The following is an 18,753-nucleotide window of genomic DNA, read 5'->3' as shown; positions in this document are numbered from 1 at the left end:
TTATTTCCGTCCCTTCAAAATCGTTTCAAGGATTGCCATTCGTGCATAGACACCATTGCGCACTTGCTGGAAAATGCGAGAGCGTTCACACTCTACCAATTCATCCGCAATTTCTACATCCCGGTTCACTGGTGCCGGATGCATGATAATTGCCTCCGTCTTCATACGTTTTTCACGTTCTGCTGTTAAACCGAATTCATCATGGTAACCGTCTTTCGAGAAATTCTTGCTTACCGCATGCCGTTCGTGCTGGATACGGAGTAACATGATTACATCGCTATCTTCTAGTACATCCTCCCATGAGTGAGCCGCTTCGAAATCGCCTGCCCATTCTTCCGGACATAGGAATCGGACATTTGCCCCTAATCGGGTAAGCGCTGAAGCATTTGATTTTGCGACCCGGCTGTGCGTGATATCGCCAACGATGGTAATGTTTAGATTTTCGAATGTTCCGAACTCTTTACGTATCGTGAACAGATCAAGCAGACTTTGCGATGGATGCTGGCCTGCCCCGTCCCCAGCATTAATGACTGCACAATCGATACCTTCAAGTAACTCATTGTAATACTCGTCTTCCTTGGCGCGAATGACTACCGCATCCATTCCAATCATTTCAAGCGTTTTTACGGTGTCGTACATCGTTTCTCCTTTTAATGCACTAGAAAAGCCTGCATCAAATGGGATCACTGTACAGCCAACTCGCCGTTCCGCCATTTCAAAACTTGTCTTCGTACGTGTACTTGGCTCAAAGAAAAGATTGGCTACGTTATAAGAGCGGTCAACTTGCGGCTGTTCACCATTTTCAAATGCCTGTGCCCTATCAAGAATGTGTAATATTTCTTCATTCGTTAAATGTTCCATTGACAATAAATTCTTCATGCAAACGCGCCTCCGATTCGAACGAATACTTTCTTATTTTCTACTAGCAAAAGAAAAGCCTCACTAGTGAAGATAGTGAGGCAATTTAGGGTGTGACAAGCTACAGCATCATATAAAAATTATGTGCCAATCCCTTGTCTTTCCCCTTGCTGCCTCTCTGGACAATCTTTAAAAGGTACTTCTATTTAATTATCATAGTCTTCTACATTTTTCTCGCGTCCTGGTAGAAGCAAGTTTAGAATCACACCGATGATAGCTGCAAGTGCCATCCCCTCGATTGCGAACGATTCATTGAAACGGACTGCCGCGCCTCCGATTCCTACAACCAAAATAACTGATGCAATCACCATGTTACGGTTGTTTCCGAAGTCTACCTTACTCTCTACTAGCATGCGCAAACCGCTAGAAGCGATAATCCCAAACAACAGGATGGAGATTCCGCCAAGTACTGCTGTTGGAATTGTGGAGATCAGTGCCATCACTTTTCCAAAGAAGGAAACGATGATAGCAATGATTGCTGCCCCTAGAATTACGTACACTGAGTACACACGCGTAATGGCCAGTACCCCGATATTTTCACCATATGTTGTCTTCGGCGGGCCGCCGATCAGCGCACTTGCAAATGTGCCAAGACCGTCCCCCAGCAGGGAGCGATGCAAGCCGGGATCTTTTACATAATTGCGATTCACTACTTTTCCTAGTACAAGCTGGTGGCCGATATGCTCCGAAATTGTCACAATAACAATCGGTACCATTGCCAGCAGGATTTTTGCTGTAATATTGAATTCATAGTCCACACCCGGGATTAAGAATTCCGGTAAGGCAAACATCGCTGCTTCCTTTACTGGTGTAAAATCTACTATCCCAATTACTAGTGAATAAAGGTACCCGACAATGAGGCCTAGCAAAATCGGCATGGCGCTTAAAATATTTTTAAAATACACCGTGAAAATAATCGCTGCGAACAGTGTAACGAGTGCAGCCGAGAAATGCAGACCGCTGTATTGTGAAACATTTTTCATTACACCTGTCGCTTCATCTAATACCTCTACATCGATATTCATCGCCATATTTACCGCTGTTCCCGACAATCCAAGACCAATTACGATAATTACCGGTGCTACAACAATCGGCGGCAATAAGCGCATCAGCCATTTATAGCCCGTCTTCCAAATTAATAAGGAAACAATTCCGTAGACTAGCCCTACCGCCATGGCACCGATCATCGCATTGCCCGGGTTGATGCTCATACGCGTTTCCTCATTCAGACCCGCTGCATAAATAATCGGTGAAATAAAGGCGAAGGATGAGCCTAGATAAGCCGGTACTTTAAACTGCGTGACAATCAAAAAAATGAGTGTCGCAATACCGCTTGTCAACAGTGCAATTGCAGGGCTTAATCCAACTAGCTGTGGTACTAATATTGTTGAACCGAACATTGCAAACATGTGCTGAAAGCTTAGTGTAAGCAGTTGACCGCCTGATGGTTTTTCATTGATATCTAATACTGGTTTTGACATCCTTAGTTCCCCGCTTTTATTTAATCTTCTTTATGAATTGTGACTATATCCTGGCCATCTGCTTCTACCAAATTAACTACGATTCTTTCATGACTAGCTGTAGGAATATTTTTTCCTACATAATCTGCGCGGATTGGCAATTCCCGATGTCCACGATCAATTAGTACGGCCAATTGAATTTGTGAAGGCCGGCCCAGATCCATTACCGCATCCAGCGCTGCTCGAACAGTACGGCCTGTATAAAGTACATCATCTATAAGGACGATCTTTTGATCATCAACTTGATAATTGATATCAACTTGCTGCACCTGTGCCTCATCGTTTACTTGCTTTGTCGAAAGATCATCTCGATATAAAGTGATATCTAGCTCACCTGTACGAATCGGCTTTCCCTCGATTTTTTCAATACGCTCCGCCAAACGTCGTGCCAAGAAGGCACCGCGTGTCTTGATGCCGACAAGGATACACTCATCGATCCCTTTATTCCGTTCGATAATTTCGTGAGCAATCCGCGTTAAAGCACGATTCAGTGAAGTACCATCTAAAAGCTCTGTAATTTGTGGCATATTTACCTCTCCTTTCTATGTATTTTATCCGTCCGGTAGTTTGTGCTATCCCAAATAAAAAATCCCCTAGAGTGTCTCTAGAGGATTGGAAAGTTTGCATGTGGAAATAGTGCGTACGTAAAGATTTGCAGCACAAATCATTCGTCGCTTCACAAGTACCTTCTCAGCCTCTCTGGACTGCTATTAAAGGTGAATATTCAATTTCACTCGTCAACAGATTCGCTCTCGTCGAATCTTTTGTTTAACTGTTGCTAGTATAGACCCGCGGAAATCGGAAGTCAAGGATATTTCAAGAGGTCGGACAACTAAACATAAATGTGTTTGAATTAAGAATTATCAGTTTTTTTCGGCCTTTTACTTCCAAACAACAAAAAGCATAGGAAAAATAAGTTCCCATGCTTTTTTCATCACAAAATAACTAGTTTTTATTTTAGCGATTGAAGCAGTTGTTCAAAATCTTCAGGAAGCGGGACGGAAAATTCAAGATACTTACCTGTGACAGGGTGCTCAAAGCCTAAAACTCCTGCATGTAACACTTGTCCGCCAAAATCGATTGTCTTCTTTGGCCCGTATTTTGGGTCTCCTACAAGAGGGAATCCAATATAATTCATATGAACACGAATCTGATGTGTACGGCCTGTCTCAAGTCGGCATTCCACAAGCGTATAATCTCCGAAACGTTCAATTACCTGGAAGTGAGTTACGGCATGCTTCCCTCCATCAACTACTGCCTGTTTCTGACGATCTTTCGGGTCACGTGCGATTGGTGCATCGATTGTTCCCTTATCATGAGCTATATGGCCATGAACTAACGCTGTATACTTACGCGTTACTGTTTTATTAACAAGCTGGTTGACTAGACTTTCATGTGCCACATCGTTTTTAGCAACCATTAAAAGCCCTGTTGTATCTTTGTCGATACGGTGGACGATACCCGGACGCAAAACACCATTAATCCCAGATAAGTCCTTACAATGATACATCAGTCCATTGACAAGCGTACCTGTCATGTGACCCGGCGCCGGATGCACAACCATCCCGCGCGGCTTGTTCACGACAAGCACGTCGGCGTCTTCATAAACGATCTCCAGCTGCAGGTCTTCCGCTACAACTTCAAGCGGCTCAGCTTCCGGTACATCGATTTCTACGATATCCCCTGCCTTCACCTTATACTTTGCTTTTATTGCAGCTCCGTTTACCTTTACAAGGCCATCTGTAATCCAGTTACTAATTTGTGTACGTGACCATTCAGATTGCTGGCTTGATAACGCCTTATCAATGCGCTCTCCAGCATGTTGTTCCTCAATAGTATATGTTTCGATCATTTTTTCACCTTTTTCTTTTCTGCTCGGTCATCTAATATAATGGCAATTAACAGCATGACTACGGCAATCGTCAATGCCGCATCTGCAATATTGAATATCGGGAAATGGTAATCGATCACTGGAATGAGTACATCCACGAAATCAACTACTTCTCCTAAAAATAGACGGTCAATAAAGTTTCCGACCGCACCGCCTAGTAAAATCATTAAACTTACCTGGAAAAATGGCTTGCCTTTCGCCTCAGTATGATAGAAGTAAATAATCGCTGCGATTACACCGACTGTCACAATTGTAAAGAGCCACATTTGTCCTTCCAGCATCCCCCACGCTGCTCCGCGGTTCCGGTGGGATAAAAGTCCAAGCCAAGGATCCCAAATAGCAATACGTTCACCAAGCTCCATATTTTTAACAATCATCCACTTTGTTATCTGGTCCAGAAAAATAACAAGCGCGGCTAAACTATAGTACTTATACACATTAGACGCCCCCTACACGATATCTTATCTATTCTACCATAGGAGGGATAGGGAAAACAAAAAAAGCATTGCCGATTTCTCGACAATGCATACATACATCTTCCTAGGCTGTTTCGGATTCTTTGGAATGCACCTTCACCATGAATTCATTTACATCGGCTGGCACTTTCCGGTCAATCAGCGACACAATGATGACCGCCAGGAATCCGACTGGAACCGTCACGATACCAGGAATTTTAAACGTTAGGAATGCTGGTACTGTACTCGGCAGGAAAATCATCCACATAGAGACGACCAGTCCGACAATCAACCCGGCGATCGCTCCTTTTTCCGTCATTCCCCGCCACCAAATGCCAAGGATGAATATCGGCGTAAACGTACTGGCTGCTACAGTAAAGGCTAATGCAACGAGATGGCCGATTGAAGCATCCTTAACAAGTAATCCGAGAGCACCGTAGACAACAGCTAAAATCAGAATAGCAACTTTCCCTGCCATTACACGTTGACGCTGTGTTAAATCCTTTTTGATAAACGTCCCATATAAATCATGGGCCAGCGCACCTGAGCTTGCAATAAACAGCCCGGATAAGTTTGAGAAAATGGCTGCGAACGCACCCGCGATGACAAGACCGAGCAGCCATTCACCGCCAAGCGCTTGGGCTGTAGATGGAATGACCATGTTATTCCCACCGGTCACCATATCAGCCATAACCTGATCACTAGCCTCTCCCCCTAAGAAGATAGCGCGTCCTACCGTTCCTAAATACACAGCGAATAAGAAGAAGACAGAGGCAATAGCGATTGCCATAATTGCCGATTTACGTGCTGCTTTTGCGCTTGGGTTTGTATAGAAGCGCAATAGAATATGCGGCAGTCCGATCGTACCGAGTGCCAACCCAATCGTCATGCTGATCGTATCCCAGAATGTAGGGAAATAGAAGCCTGTCCCACTCCAGCTTTCACCATCGAACTCCAAATCTTTACCGTCAATTGCATACGGAGAAGTATCAGCAATCGGACCAGTGAATGAATTGATGCCGTCTAACACTTTGTCGTAGTGAAGTCCGCTATAGATTGCAACCCCTGCCATAATGATGAAAGCGCCTAAACGGATCCATAATTCTAATGCCTGGTTAATCGTCGTTCCCTTCATTCCGCCGACACCTACATAAAATACCATTACTGCACATGTAAAAATAATACCGAATTCATAGGATGTCCCAAAGAACATGCTTAAAATTTGTGCAGCTCCTAAAAGCTGAGGAGCGGCATAAAAGCCGGAAATTGCAAATACGACCAGTACTGCAGCCAGCCGTGCTCGCTTACTGTGGAAACGGTAGCCTAAAAAGTCAGCTACTGTATAGGCTCCAAATCTGCGCAGCGGTCCTGCTACGAAAATAGCCAATAATGTTAAACCAATCGAAAAGCAGAAAGCATAGTAGGCACCATCATAACCAAGCTGGAACGTTAAGCCGGCAATTCCAAGAAATGTCGCTGCACTTAAATAATCCCCGCCGATTGCCGAACCATTCGTAAACCAACCAAAGCTGCGCCCCCCTACGAAAAACTCAGAAGCGTTTTCGTTCTTTTTTGTTAAATATGTGATATAGACAATCGTCCCCATTAAAAAGATTGTCATAATCATTTTAGGTGATAACAGTAGCTCCAGCATTATTCCACCACCTTATTGTCAGATGGTTGTTTGCTATGCTCATACTTGATGATTTCATCTTCATATTTTACTAGACGTCGTTCATAAAGGAATGTATGAATTCCCGCAATCACGACTGCCATTATCATGGCAACAACCGTTGTTACGAACCAGGTGAATGTCATACCACCCCAGAACTTAGAAAATGCCAAATCAGGTAAAAACCAGTTCATAATCGGAATAGAAAAGATAAAGACAAAATAAACAATGGTTAGTACGAGCCCAGTTGACAATTCACCCTTCATGATCCCCCTAATTTGCGGATCCAGCGGCTTTAAATCTTTCACATCCACCGTGCCTGCCTCTACATAGTCGTAATCTCTGTAATCTCCCGCCATAAAAGCCCCCCTCTATGAAATTACCAATCTTACAATTATTGTATAGGTTTTCATCTTTCATACCCTTACATTTTTTCACTGTACTAATACAACTTTTCGCTATTTTCTGTATAATAATTTAATATACTGATTATTTCTGCAATATCATTGGGGGGAATAGAGATGCTGCAAATTTATCTGGAAATAAGGGATGGCAAGGAAAAAGCAGAAATTCATCAATGGCTGGACAATTTTTTAGAGTCCAAATACGAGCTAGTACAGGAGCATTCCTGCGCTCATATTTATATTAAAGAAATCAACCGCCTTTTCGACTGGGTAGTCGTAAAGCGATTTAAAAAGTACAATCCCAGTTGTGTAATCGTACCAATTGTTCATGAACGCCTTGCCCACTCCTCACCAATTGCCATGGAACTGGAACTACCCTATTTACTTATTAAACCCGTACAAAAAAACAAATTTATGCGTGCCGCTAAAAAACTTCAGACAATGTTTGATGACCATATGGTGGAACCTGTCAGTTATGCGGAGTTATCCACTGAGCTTGCCCAAACGCGATCACCCTTCTATAAAGCTTTTCTCCGAAGACTCGTACGCGGAGAAATGACAGATGAAAAAGAATTTTTTGAGGCAAGATCGCATGTCCCAAATGGAAGTCTGCCAAACACGGTCCTATTCCTTCAAGGGTTTTTATTGCATGAAAAACAGCTGACGGTTGATTTATGCAGCAAAATCATTGAACATACATTAGATGAATTGTTCTCGTCTCTTACCGAGGTTTCTTTTCTGTACTTCAACAGCTATTTACTTGTACTCATCAAAGTGCCCACACCCTATGCATCCTTCAAATATTGGACTGCAGGCGTACATGCCCTGACCATAGCAATCGAACAGCTTAAACAGCAGCAAATTTATATGTATTTAGGAATAGGCAAAACCTTTGAAAAACCGCTTGATCTTCATACATCCTATTTACAGGCTCGAAAGGCGCGGAAAAAGCCGCCTGTAGATTGTATTCACATACGTTATTTCGAGGATTTGGCATCACATCCTTCAATTATCAAGGCAATCGATTTAATTGAAAAAACGTGCCATGAACCGATCAACATTCAGCATATTGCACGCCATGCTGGATTCAGTCCCACACATTTTGGACGCCTATTCAAAAAAGAAACCGGGCGCAATTTCCCCGAGTACGTTGCCTATACAAGGCTGATTCAGTCGTTGAAAGGGCTGCGGCGGACCAATCATACACTTGAGCAGATTTCGGCTGATTATGGATTTAACACACCGAATTATTATAGCGGTACATTTAAGAAATATGTCACTTTGTCTCCGAGTGAATACCGCCATACAAAGGAGATTTTCTTTAAATAGGCGCTTTTGGCGTGCTAATGAAGCATAAAAAAACTAGAAGGGCTCATCTCTACCCTTCTAGTTTTTTATTATCGTTTACTTGCTTCTGCCGCTCCCACTAAGCCAACTGTCTGATTTCGGCGCCAGACATCTTCCCACTGACTAAACGATACCGGTCCTTCACCAGAATACTTGGCAATTTCTACAGTCATCGCTGGCATCTTCTTTACTTTCGTAAACCAAGACTCAGATGCTGCAGTCGGTTTCTTTGGATTAGGGGGAATAATTGAATAGCCTGTTACGTTTGCTACACTTTTGACGAGATTATAGTTCCGAGTATGGTTACTCATACTGTCATAACCCCAATAAATAATTTGTCCGGAAGAATGATAAGTAATGTAAGATTTAAATGGCCGTGCTAATACAAAGTCTCGAAGCGCCTTTGCTTCTGGTTCAGAAAAAGGAGCAATCCCTTTATAATTTTTAAAGGCAGGTACATTGTATGGAGGCGTTAATATAATGGAGCTCCATGTTGCATCAAAGTTACGATTTAAATCTACGCCCCGGATATTAGCTTTCCACCGCGCAACATTGGGGCTGCCATTTATTTTTCTTACTAAATCTTTATTAGCAACGGCATTTAAGCCGCTTTGCACGAGAGTCACGCCATCTGGGTTCATCATTGGCACAAACCAGATACTTGCCTGATCAAGCAACGACTTCACCTGATAAGAACCAAATTTCGAACCTCTTACATAATGGTAGGAATATTGATCAATCATCTCCATCAATACATTTGTCGTCATATGCTCCCGTGCATGCATGGAAGCATCCATTAGGATTTCCTTTTTCCCGTTTCCTACCCGAAGTGCATAAATAGGGCGCCCTTCTACAGATTTACCAATCGTCTTCAACTCAGTAAATTCCGGATAAAGTAAGCTGAATACTTTTAATTGATATTCCATTTCATGATGTGTAACATTTTTCGTCGGATTAACGACGTCAGCATGGGTAAAATCACTAAGATTAACATAGCCGGCGCCACCTAAAAATTCAATAATCCCTACTGAAGCAGTAATATTTTTCAGCTCTACTGTTGTATTCGCTTTGATCTTCCCAATCACTTTACCTGATGAAAGTTTAACAGCTGTATCTGTCTGAGCCGTAATTGTCTCGGGATATTTAGCTGGTATCACTGCTGCCATACCCGTTGCTTCATCTGTTTCCACAACCGCTTGTCGAGGGAAGGTAAATGTTTTACCGCTTACTGCAATCTTGTAATGACTGCCATCAAAACCTGATGCCTTAATGACTGCCCCCGCGGCTAGCTCCCCAGCAGCTTTCCCTCCTGCTGAAAAGGTCGTAGCTTCCGCTAACTTTATATTTTTCCGGGTATTAATGTACGTTTGGCTAAGGGCAATATATCCGTCCTTCTGACCAAGTTTCACTTTATAATAATTATCTGTCATACCAATGACCTGAAGCTTCGTCATCCGATTGCCAGAAAGGATAGCCTTCCCATTTGGTGCATCCAGCAGTTGATACGCATTTTCCGTACGGACAGCCCCTACTATCTCGCCCTCTGATGTGCTTTCCTCTAATGCAGCAGGTACAACAGCATCAGGCGTTACATAATATTTCTCGCCTCCTGCAGAGACAACTACTAAATGCTTATCAGCCAAATACGTGATTGGTACAATAAATGTTTCATTTTGCCAAATACCAATTTGGTTTTTCATATTTCGAGAAGAATATAGAGGCGTACCACGCGTGATTGCAGCGCTTTTCACTTTTGAAAAATCTACTGGCTGTGCTGTTTCTGTAAACTCTGTATCAGATTCCAGATTTTCCGATGTTAGAAGCTCTTCTCCCAGTACTATGTCTGCAGCAGCCTGCTGTTCTAGCTGTTTCGTTTCGCCCATCCCTTCTTGACCTTCTGCTGATACTACCTGCCGATCTACTATGTCATTGGAGCTTTCTCCAGCCGGGTCAATTGGTTCGCCACCTGATTCAGATGTATTTAGCTCATTTTTTTCACCTGCTGTTTCCAAAGCTCTTACTAAAAATGAAGCGAATTGACCGCGTGTCACAGTATTAGAAGGATTGAATTGCTTTACGATCGTAATCCCTGCGTATTCAAGAGCCGTAATTGCTTCTCGCTTTTCATCATCAAGGGCCTTATGTATATCTGTAATGGATGTGTTAAAGCCTGCATCCTTGTATTCAGCTACTAAATCCTTTTCAAATACATCATGCATCATTCGTACAATAACAACCGCCATATGCTGTCTTTGCATTTGGTTATTTGGATCTAAATAGCCGGAAGCGCCCTGGAAGACCCCTTCCTCGTACAATAAAGCACTTAACTGTAATAATTCTTCATCACTTTCCGAGGGGATATCCTCAAAGCGGCTGTCCGTTAATGCATCTTCTGGAATTTCATAGCCTTCTCTTATAATAAATCTGCCTAAAAGACGGACAACCTGTGAGCGTGTAATATTTGCATCAGGCTTATATGTACCATCTGAATAACCGCCAATGATATCTTGCTCATACAATTGCTTAATGGCGGATTCATGCGTATTACCTGCAATATCTACAAGCGCGGCATTTGCAGGGGATCCGCTGAGCCCAAAACATAGCATGCCAGCTAAAAAAAGAGTGCCCCATTTTCGTTTCATTCACTATTTCCCACCTTTCCCATTTCCATTACCCATTATATTTCTCGTAAAACTATCATCGTGCAGATATTGATAGATTTATTTGATTATACTATTTAGGTGTACGGCCAGGTAGGGGCAAATGCAGTTGTTCATTCACTCTAATATAAAAAGCTGGAGGGTTTCCTCCAGCTTCAGCCTGTTGACAAACGCTCTCATCCATCGTTGCTTGCCTCGCTCGTCTGCTCCTGCCGCTTCGCTTTCGTCGCAAATAAAGAGCCATTCGCTCATGAACTTAGGTTCTATTCGTGTCTTCACTCGTCGGCGCGCCTTGTCTGGCAAGCGTTTTCAAGACAGGCTGTGTAAATTTTCTTTTTATTAAAGTATCTAAAAAAACGTGAAGACAAAGTCGATTTATGACTTTGTCTTCACTCTGAAGCTGGAGGGTTTCCTCCAGCTTTTCTCATTACACGTAATATTTCTCTACAACTTCTGCACAGCGCGTACATAATGTTGCATGAGCTTCGTTTGTTCCTACTGTTTCAGAAATTGTCCAGCAGCGCTCACATTTTTCACCATCGGCTTTTTCTACAACAAGTGCCGTTTGGCCAAGGACTAACGCATTATCAGGTGCATTTTCCTTACTGCCTGCGATAACGAATTGCGATACGATACATAGCTGTGCAAAATCAATGTTTGCATCATTTAGTAATTCCACCGTCTCACTTTCCGCATAAACAGAAATTTTTGCTTCTAGTGATTTTCCGATTACTTTCGCATTTCGGGCTTCTTCCAAAGCTTTCAATACTTCATCACGGATTTCGATGACCTTCGCCCACTTTTCACGTAGCTGACCGAAGTTTTCCTTCTCTTCTACTTCAGGGAAGTCTGTCAATTGTACGGATGCTTCCTCAGCACCAAGGTAACCCCATAATTCTTCAGTCGTATGAGGGATAATTGGCGTTAGCACCTTTAATAGCATTTGTAATGTGTCATACATAACTGTCTGCATCGCACGGCGGTCTTTGTTATCTGTACCTTCGATATAGACTACGTCTTTTGCGATATCAAGATAGAATGAAGATAATTCAACTGCCACAAAATTATTAATTGCATGATATACCGTCGAGAATTCATAACGGTCATATGCAGCACGTGAGGTCTTTAATACATCCTGCATGCGCATGTACATATATTGATCCATTTCACGTAAGTCTTCATATGCTACGCGGTCTGTCGCTGGATTAAAGTCGGCAACATTTCCGTGTAAGAAGCGAAGTGTGTTACGGATTTTACGATATACTTCCGATACTTGCTTCAGCATATCCATTGAGATACGAACATCCGCTGTATAGTCAACAGATGCTACCCATAGACGAAGAATATCTGCACCATATTGATCCATTACCTTCTGTGGTACGATGACATTTCCTAAAGACTTCGACATCTTCCGTCCTTCCCCATCAAGCACGAAACCGTGGGATAGCAAGCCTTTGTATGGTGCATAGCCATTGATCGCTACAGACGTGATCAGTGATGAGTTGAACCAGCCGCGATATTGGTCAGATCCTTCCAAATAAAGATCGGCTGGATATTTCATGCCGCGTTCTACAAGTACACCTTGGTGAGATGAACCTGAATCGAACCATACGTCCATAATGTCATTTTCTTTTGTGAAGATGCCATTCGGGCTGCCTGGATGTGTGAAGCCCTCTGGCAATAATTCTTTAGCCTCTTTTTGGAACCAAATATTTGATCCGTGCTCACGGAATAAATTTGCTGCATGTGCAATTGTTTCTGGTGTGATGATTGGTTCACCATTTTCCGCATAGAAAATTGGAATTGGTACCCCCCATGCACGCTGACGGGAGATTACCCAGTCACCACGGTCACGAATCATATTATAAAGACGTGTTTCACCCCATGCCGGTGTGAAAGTCGTATCTGTTACTGCTTGTAACAGCTCTTCTCGGAATGCATCAATTGAAGCAAACCACTGTGGTGTAGCACGGTAAATAACCGGCTTTTTCGTACGCCAATCATGTGGATAAGAGTGCGTGAAGAAGCCTAGTTTTTCTAACGCGTCCATTTCTTTTAGCTTTTCTGTTACTAATTTGTTTGCATCATCATAAAAGATTCCTTCAAATCCTGGTGCTTCTTCTGTATAGCAGCCGCGATTGTCTAATGGAGATAAAATGCCAAGGTCATACTCACGACCGATATTGTAGTCTTCTTCCCCGTGACCTGGTGCTGTATGCACACATCCTGTACCAGCTTCAGCTGTTACATGGTCACCAACCATTACTAATGAATCGCGGTCATAGAATGGGTGCTGCGCTACGACACGGTCAAGCTGCTTTCCTTGTACTTCCTGGATGACTTCGTAATTTTCCCAGCCGATTGCATTAGCTACAGTTTCAAGCAGATCTTTTGCGACGATGAATTTTTTATTCTCTACCGCAACTACCACATAAGTAAATTCTGGATTCAAGGAAATTCCCAAGTTCGCTGGTAGTGTCCATGGTGTTGTCGTCCAAATAATGAATTTTGCATCTGCAGGCACTACGCCTTTTGCGTCCTTAATTGCGAAACTTACATAAATAGATGGTGATTTTACATCCTTGTATTCAATTTCTGCTTCAGCTAGAGCTGATTCAGAAGATGGCGACCAGTAGACTGGTTTAAGACCTTTATAGATATATCCTTTTTCCGCCATTTTTCCGAACACTTCAATTTGGCGCGCTTCAAATTCAGGCTTTAATGTAATATAAGGATTTTCCCAATCTCCGCGTACACCAATGCGTTTAAACTGAGAACGCTGGCTGTCAATTTGCTCGTAAGCATATTTTTCACAAAGCTCACGGAATTCCGCTACAGACATCTCCTTGCGTTTGACTCCTTTATTCGTCAGCGCTTGTTCAATCGGTAGACCATGTGTATCCCAGCCTGGTACGTATGGTACATGATAGCCTGTCATTGATTTTTGACGCACAATCATATCTTTTAGCACTTTATTTAATGCGTGGCCAATATGAATGTCCCCATTTGCGTATGGAGGGCCATCGTGCAGCACAAAATGCGGGCGATCCTTTGTGCGCTCATTCACTAGCTTGTTGATATCCATCTCATCCCATTTTGCTTGGATTTGCGGTTCTTTCGTTGGCAGTCCGCCACGCATTGGGAAATCTGTTTTCGGCATTAATAACGTATCTTTATACTCCACCATTTCATACTCCTCCTAGTTTATCCGTTTATACAAAATAAAAAGCCTTTCATCCCTAAAAGGGACGAAAAGCTGTTATTCCGTGGTACCACCCTAATTTGCAGAACATACACCAAGTATAATTCTGCCTCTTAGCCGCTGTAACGTCGCGTATCACGGGTCCGCCTACTCGATTCAGCGTACCAGCTCCAGAGTGATTTTCTGTAAAAAAACGCATTGTTCGGGCTCTCACCACCCCCGAATCGCTAAACCGCCGTTTTTCCCATACTGTCTCTATCTTAGCCGATTATGCATATAAACGTCTTTTGTGTATCAGTATATGAAAAATCCTTGACATTCGTCAAGCTTTTCTAGCTAATTTGATTATTAGTCTTCATTGCTTGTCTGTAATTTCTCACGTGTATGCTCATAAATATCAGTCATTGGTATATCGTATTCCAATAGCTTATCCCAATCATCTGTATTCAATAGATCAAGTTGTGCTTCTACCAGCATCTTGAAACGATTACGGAATACTTTAGATTGCTTTTTTAATTCATCGATTTCGATTGTCACTTTGCGTGCCTTTGTCAATGCTTCATTAATAATACGGTCTGCATTCTTCTCAGCTTCTTTTACAATCAGTTTCGCTTCCTTCTGAGAATTGCGGCGTACCTCCTCGGCTGCTTCCTGTGCAACAACAATCGACTTTTGCAATGTCTCTTCTAAGTTATTATAGTGGGTCATCTGCTCTGACATTGTCTTGATTCTGTCTTCAAGCTCTTTTTTCTCACGCAAGATAATCTCATAATCTTTAATGATTTGATCTAAAAATTCATTTACTTCGTCCTCCGAGTATCCCCGGAATCCCCTTGTAAACTCCTTGTTATGTATATCAAGTGGTGATAATGGCATGTCGTTACTCCCCTTTACCCGTTACTGTTTAGTAATCATTATACTTTGTTGCCGCTTTATTAGCATCAGTTTTTCAGTAAATTTTGTCTAGCTTCACTGTTTTTGCTCTAATCGACCTATTTGAAGACGGATTTTGTCTTTTTTCGTTCTTCCCTCCGTCATAATAACCTTTAGGCGGCCAAATCCCCGTGCTGAAAGAATGTCACCCTCCTGCAGTTCAAAGGATACCTGCTCTCTTACTGTCCAATTTACTTTTACACGGCCAGCCGTAATTAAATTTTGAGATTTCTGTCTAGAAATGTTGAGTATCGTTGCTAATACTACATCAAGACGCATGGAAGAGACAGTTGTCGTACTCTCCACCCATTCCTCCTCTAAGCGCAGCAATGGCTGTGTCCCAACCTCTTCAAGATGTACTTTTACTTTCCCTATACTTGTCAAGTTCGCCCGAACATAATCTGCCACTTCAGCCGCCACTGCAAATTGAACAGTATTTTCAGCTACTCGGATATCGCCGAACTTGCTGCGTTCCATACCAACAGAAAGAAGGGCGCCCAATACATCCGGATGTTTCAACTGGACAAATTTTGATGGATAGCCAACAGAAAATACGGTGATTTGATAGTCCTCTTCGCCAGGTGTGAAATAGGAAGGAGCAATCATGAGACGCATACGCTCTGGTTCATCAAATACGCCCTCCTCATAAACAGACAAATCATCCGATTGGCCAACTACAGATGTGACGATGAAACGCTGCCTAGGATCTAGGAAATCAGTCAGCTTTGGTGCATAGCGGTCTTCCACTTCTCTCTGCCATCCGACAACTTGTTCGATAAAAGGCTGTTCATCTTTTCTAAAATGCTGAATTAAATGCTCCATTTTTTCGGCAACTCCTTGTACTAAACAAAATCCCCCTACAGTACGACTGTACGGGGAAATAATTACACAATGTAGCTTACAACAATCAGTAGACCTTGTTGAATAAATCGTAAAGCAAACAACGCAACGATTGGCGAGATATCGATCATGCCAATTGGCGGAATAAACTTACGGAAAAAGCCTAAATAAGGTTCACATACAGCTGCTAAAAATCGGCCTACAGCTGAGTTTTGTGCTGCTGGTACCCATGATAGCAGAATGTAAGCAATTAGCATAAACGTATAGATCGTAAATGCCTGCGCAATAATATAATAAATCATTTATTTACCTCTCTAGCATTTAAATTTCATCGATAATATAGTCAGAGATTTCTCCGGATACTTCTACGTTGTCTGGTGTGCAGAGGAAAATATTATTACCGATGCGTTGAATATCCCCATTTAAAGCATATACTGTTCCACTTAAAAAGTCGATAATTCGCACTCCCTGATCCCGATCAATGCGTTGCAGATTGACAATTGTCGCACGTTTATTACGAAGATTTTCAGCAATATCCTGTGCTTCTGCATATACACGCGGCTCTACTAACACGACTTTGGCGCCTTTCGCGGAAGCTGCTGTATGCAGGCTTACCACATTATTTTGTGCTGGAGCAGGTACTTGTTGCATTTGCTGTGGAACGACTTTCCGCTCTTTTTTAAAACGGTTGTTAATCGCTGGGGCAGGTACTTCAGACTGTTGCTGTTTCATCACAGGATTTTTATCTAATTCCTCACGCACTACGTGATCTTCTTCTTCTTCCAAATAGAAAAAGTTTTTAATGATGTTTTTCATGCTCATCCATCGTCCCTTCTTTCGTCATCCAACAAGAGCCGTTCCAATTCTTACAAATGTTGCTCCTTCTTCAATGGCAATTTCATAGTCATTTGACATCCCCATTGAAAGCTCCGTACATGGTGCATATGCTAGTTGTAAGGCGACAACTTCCTGCTGAAGGTTTTTTAATTCCCGAAATACTCCACGAATTACATCTTCATTCTCCGTATTCGGCGCCATCGTCATAAGACCGACAATTTCGATTTTCGAATAGGAAGCCAACTGTTTGATAAACGGTATTACCTCATCACGTGATAAGCCATGCTTTGACTCTTCTCCAGATACATTGGCCTGTATGAAGCACTTCACTGGCTTTTCCGCACGCTTTTCAATCTCTTCTGCCAAGCTCAATCGGTCTAATGAATGTAAATAATCAATCTCATTGATGATTTGTTTTACTTTCCGTGTCTGCAATGTGCCGATATAGTGCCAATGAGCGCCAGATTTGATTTGTTCTAGCTTTGTATGTAATCCCTCTGGACGATTTTCTCCCAGATGCACAAGCCCGGCCTCAAGGACCTCTTTTGTCCGCGCTACATCTACTTCTTTTGTAACAGCTACAATTTTCACTGATTGAGCTGCACCTGCACGTTTTTTCGCTTCATCTATATTGTTTTGAATTTTCTCTAGATTACTGATAACTTTAGTCACTTTATTCCCAACTTTACATCATTAGTTTCCCCTATTGTATCAAGCTAAACATCATTTATCAATGAATAGCGTGACCTATGCGGAGACACATTTTACTATAATAACATCCTTACCAATTATGAGAATATCACTAATTGCGACCTTTTTAACACTTTCTTCCCCCTGAATGAGCTGGTAAAACTTTCTTGGTTGTGAAACGAAAAAGTAGTCTATATACCCACTCTGTTCATTGATTTCCGCATCGATGATATAACCGATGAATCGCCCGCTTCCCGCCTCGATCATTTCTTTTTGCTGCACTACTGAAAAGCGCATCGAATCCTCCTTTTTTTAGAAAAACGCATTCGCATCTGCCCGGCTCCTACAAGCACTTGAGAAATGCTCCAGAAACACAGGCTAAAGCCATTATGACCTGTGACAACGTCTTTATGACCAACATCTTGTTAGCCTGATGTGACCCTGAGCAGCAGATACGAATACCTAGGTATATCTAGAACACGAAAAATTATCCTTTTTACCTTGAAGAAAAGCGCACGAAATGTGCGCTTTAGTCAAACTTATAATCTTTCTGCATCAAAGCAATTGCACTTTTTTCCAAACGTGAAATTTGTGCTTGTGAGATGCCCAATGTCTTTGCAATTTCTGTTTGGGTCTCACCATAATAAAAGCGTTTCGCCACGATTAATTGCTGACGCTCATCCAACTTCTGCATACTTTCTTTCACTGACACATAAGCAACCCATTGATCCTCTGAAACATCACCCTTCAATTGATCGAGCATGTACACCGGATCGGCGCCATCTGCATAAATTGGTTCTTGCAGAGACATAGGATCCTGAATAGCGTCTAAGGCATAAAGCACATCTTCCTGTTTCATTTCTAACATCTCGGCAATCTGGCCAAGCGTCGGTTCATATAGATTTTCAAGTACAAACTGCTCTTTTGCCTGCATGGCTTTATAGGCAATATCCCGTAGTGAACGCGATACTCGAAGTGCATGATGGTCACGTAAATGACGGCGTATTTCACCGACAATCATCGGTACAGCATAAGTGGAAAATCTTACATTATGCTTCAGGTCAAAATGATCGATAGCCTTTAGTAAACCAATACAGCCTACTTGGAATAAATCATCTGCCTGTTCCCCGCGATATGAAAAACGTCCAACTATGCTTAGTACAAGCCTTAGATTGCACATAACAAGCTGCTCACGTACCTCTTCCTCGCCTGCTTGCATACGTTCGAATAAAGCTTTCATTTCTTCATGTTTTAAAATTGGTAACTTTGATGTGTCAACTCCACATAGCTCAACTTTCATACGAACCATCTCTTTTCCTCCGAACTTTTTTATCGTTCAGTTTGTCCGTATGAGATAAGACTATGCGTTTTTGAGCTACGCCAA

At 42.3% G+C, this 18,753-nt stretch carries 18 protein-coding genes and 1 other annotated feature; of the genes, 1 reads left to right on the top strand and 17 read right to left on the bottom strand.

Annotated features, from left to right (window positions below; all coding sequences use genetic code 11):
- The 7 genes from AA0Y26_RS04180 to AA0Y26_RS04150 form a co-directional block, all read right to left on the bottom strand.
- Positions 1-879: an aspartate carbamoyltransferase catalytic subunit gene (locus AA0Y26_RS04180; RefSeq protein ID WP_413365387.1), complete on the bottom strand. Its 879-nt coding sequence runs from the start codon at positions 877-879 to the stop codon at positions 1-3.
- 185 nt (positions 880-1,064) lie between these two features.
- Positions 1,065-2,399: a solute carrier family 23 protein gene (locus tag AA0Y26_RS04175; protein WP_413365385.1), complete on the bottom strand. Its 1,335-nt coding sequence runs from the start codon at positions 2,397-2,399 to the stop codon at positions 1,065-1,067.
- A 20-nt stretch (positions 2,400-2,419) separates the two neighbouring features.
- Positions 2,420-2,965, bottom strand: coding sequence for a bifunctional pyr operon transcriptional regulator/uracil phosphoribosyltransferase PyrR (gene pyrR / locus AA0Y26_RS04170; protein WP_413365383.1), 546 nt, complete (start codon positions 2,963-2,965; stop codon positions 2,420-2,422).
- A 425-nt stretch (positions 2,966-3,390) separates the two neighbouring features.
- Positions 3,391-4,290, bottom strand: coding sequence for an RluA family pseudouridine synthase (locus AA0Y26_RS04165; RefSeq protein ID WP_413365382.1), 900 nt, complete (start codon positions 4,288-4,290; stop codon positions 3,391-3,393).
- Complete coding sequence (lspA, locus tag AA0Y26_RS04160; protein WP_413365380.1) at positions 4,287-4,766, bottom strand: signal peptidase II; 480 nt, start codon at positions 4,764-4,766, stop codon at positions 4,287-4,289. Before lspA ends, AA0Y26_RS04165 begins: the two co-directional genes overlap by 4 nt.
- A 103-nt stretch (positions 4,767-4,869) precedes the next feature.
- Positions 4,870-6,438 (bottom strand): cation acetate symporter, encoded by a 1,569-nt coding sequence (locus AA0Y26_RS04155; RefSeq protein ID WP_413365378.1) that lies wholly within the window; start codon positions 6,436-6,438, stop codon positions 4,870-4,872.
- Positions 6,438-6,815: a hypothetical protein gene (locus tag AA0Y26_RS04150; protein WP_413365376.1), complete on the bottom strand. Its 378-nt coding sequence runs from the start codon at positions 6,813-6,815 to the stop codon at positions 6,438-6,440. The genes AA0Y26_RS04155 and AA0Y26_RS04150 overlap by 1 nt, the downstream gene beginning before the upstream one ends.
- A gap of 162 nt (positions 6,816-6,977) precedes the next feature.
- On the opposite strand from AA0Y26_RS04150, the gene AA0Y26_RS04145 reads away from it, so the two are divergent.
- A complete protein-coding gene (locus tag AA0Y26_RS04145; protein ID WP_413365375.1) occupies positions 6,978-8,189 on the top strand; it encodes a helix-turn-helix domain-containing protein in 1,212 nt (403 codons plus the stop codon).
- A gap of 68 nt (positions 8,190-8,257) precedes the next feature.
- On the opposite strand, the gene AA0Y26_RS04140 is transcribed toward AA0Y26_RS04145, so the two are convergent.
- The 10 genes from AA0Y26_RS04140 to sigG all read right to left on the bottom strand — a co-directional run bounded on the left by AA0Y26_RS04140 (position 8,258) and on the right by sigG (position 18,678).
- On the bottom strand, positions 8,258-10,849 hold the full coding sequence (locus AA0Y26_RS04140; RefSeq protein ID WP_413365373.1) for a M14 family zinc carboxypeptidase: 2,592 nt from the start codon (positions 10,847-10,849) through the stop codon (positions 8,258-8,260).
- A 135-nt stretch (positions 10,850-10,984) separates the two neighbouring features.
- Complete coding sequence (locus tag AA0Y26_RS04135) at positions 10,985-11,119, bottom strand: hypothetical protein (protein WP_413365371.1); 135 nt, start codon at positions 11,117-11,119, stop codon at positions 10,985-10,987.
- Between the two features lie 175 nt (positions 11,120-11,294).
- Positions 11,295-14,054: an isoleucine--tRNA ligase gene (ileS, locus tag AA0Y26_RS04130; protein ID WP_413365370.1), complete on the bottom strand. Its 2,760-nt coding sequence runs from the start codon at positions 14,052-14,054 to the stop codon at positions 11,295-11,297.
- A 54-nt stretch (positions 14,055-14,108) separates the two neighbouring features.
- Positions 14,109-14,340 (bottom strand) — a binding site (T-box leader).
- A gap of 77 nt (positions 14,341-14,417) precedes the next feature.
- The gene (locus tag AA0Y26_RS04125) at positions 14,418-14,945 is read right to left on the bottom strand and encodes a DivIVA domain-containing protein (protein ID WP_413365368.1); all 528 of its coding nucleotides are present in this window, start codon (positions 14,943-14,945) and stop codon (positions 14,418-14,420) included.
- A 93-nt stretch (positions 14,946-15,038) separates the two neighbouring features.
- Positions 15,039-15,824: an RNA-binding protein gene (locus AA0Y26_RS04120; protein ID WP_413365367.1), complete on the bottom strand. Its 786-nt coding sequence runs from the start codon at positions 15,822-15,824 to the stop codon at positions 15,039-15,041.
- A gap of 62 nt (positions 15,825-15,886) precedes the next feature.
- Positions 15,887-16,144: a YggT family protein gene (locus AA0Y26_RS04115; RefSeq protein ID WP_413365365.1), complete on the bottom strand. Its 258-nt coding sequence runs from the start codon at positions 16,142-16,144 to the stop codon at positions 15,887-15,889.
- A 19-nt stretch (positions 16,145-16,163) separates the two neighbouring features.
- Entirely contained in the window at positions 16,164-16,664 is a 501-nt protein-coding gene (locus AA0Y26_RS04110) for a cell division protein SepF (protein WP_413365363.1), read from the bottom strand.
- An 18-nt stretch (positions 16,665-16,682) separates the two neighbouring features.
- Entirely contained in the window at positions 16,683-17,351 is a 669-nt protein-coding gene (locus tag AA0Y26_RS04105; protein ID WP_413365361.1) for a YggS family pyridoxal phosphate-dependent enzyme, read from the bottom strand.
- Between the two features lie 75 nt (positions 17,352-17,426).
- Positions 17,427-17,666, bottom strand: a complete 240-nt coding sequence (locus tag AA0Y26_RS04100) for a PRC-barrel domain-containing protein (protein WP_413365359.1) — start codon at positions 17,664-17,666, stop codon at positions 17,427-17,429.
- A gap of 232 nt (positions 17,667-17,898) precedes the next feature.
- On the bottom strand, positions 17,899-18,678 hold the full coding sequence (gene sigG / locus AA0Y26_RS04095) for an RNA polymerase sporulation sigma factor SigG (RefSeq protein WP_413365357.1): 780 nt from the start codon (positions 18,676-18,678) through the stop codon (positions 17,899-17,901).
- Between the last annotated feature and the right edge of the window lie 75 nt (positions 18,679-18,753).

Origin of the sequence: Lysinibacillus canaveralius (assembly GCF_047301505.1) — a bacterium.
In the GTDB taxonomy this organism is placed as follows: domain Bacteria; phylum Bacillota; class Bacilli; order Bacillales_A; family Planococcaceae; genus Lysinibacillus_B.
This window is presented reverse-complemented; position numbering and strand designations above follow the sequence as displayed.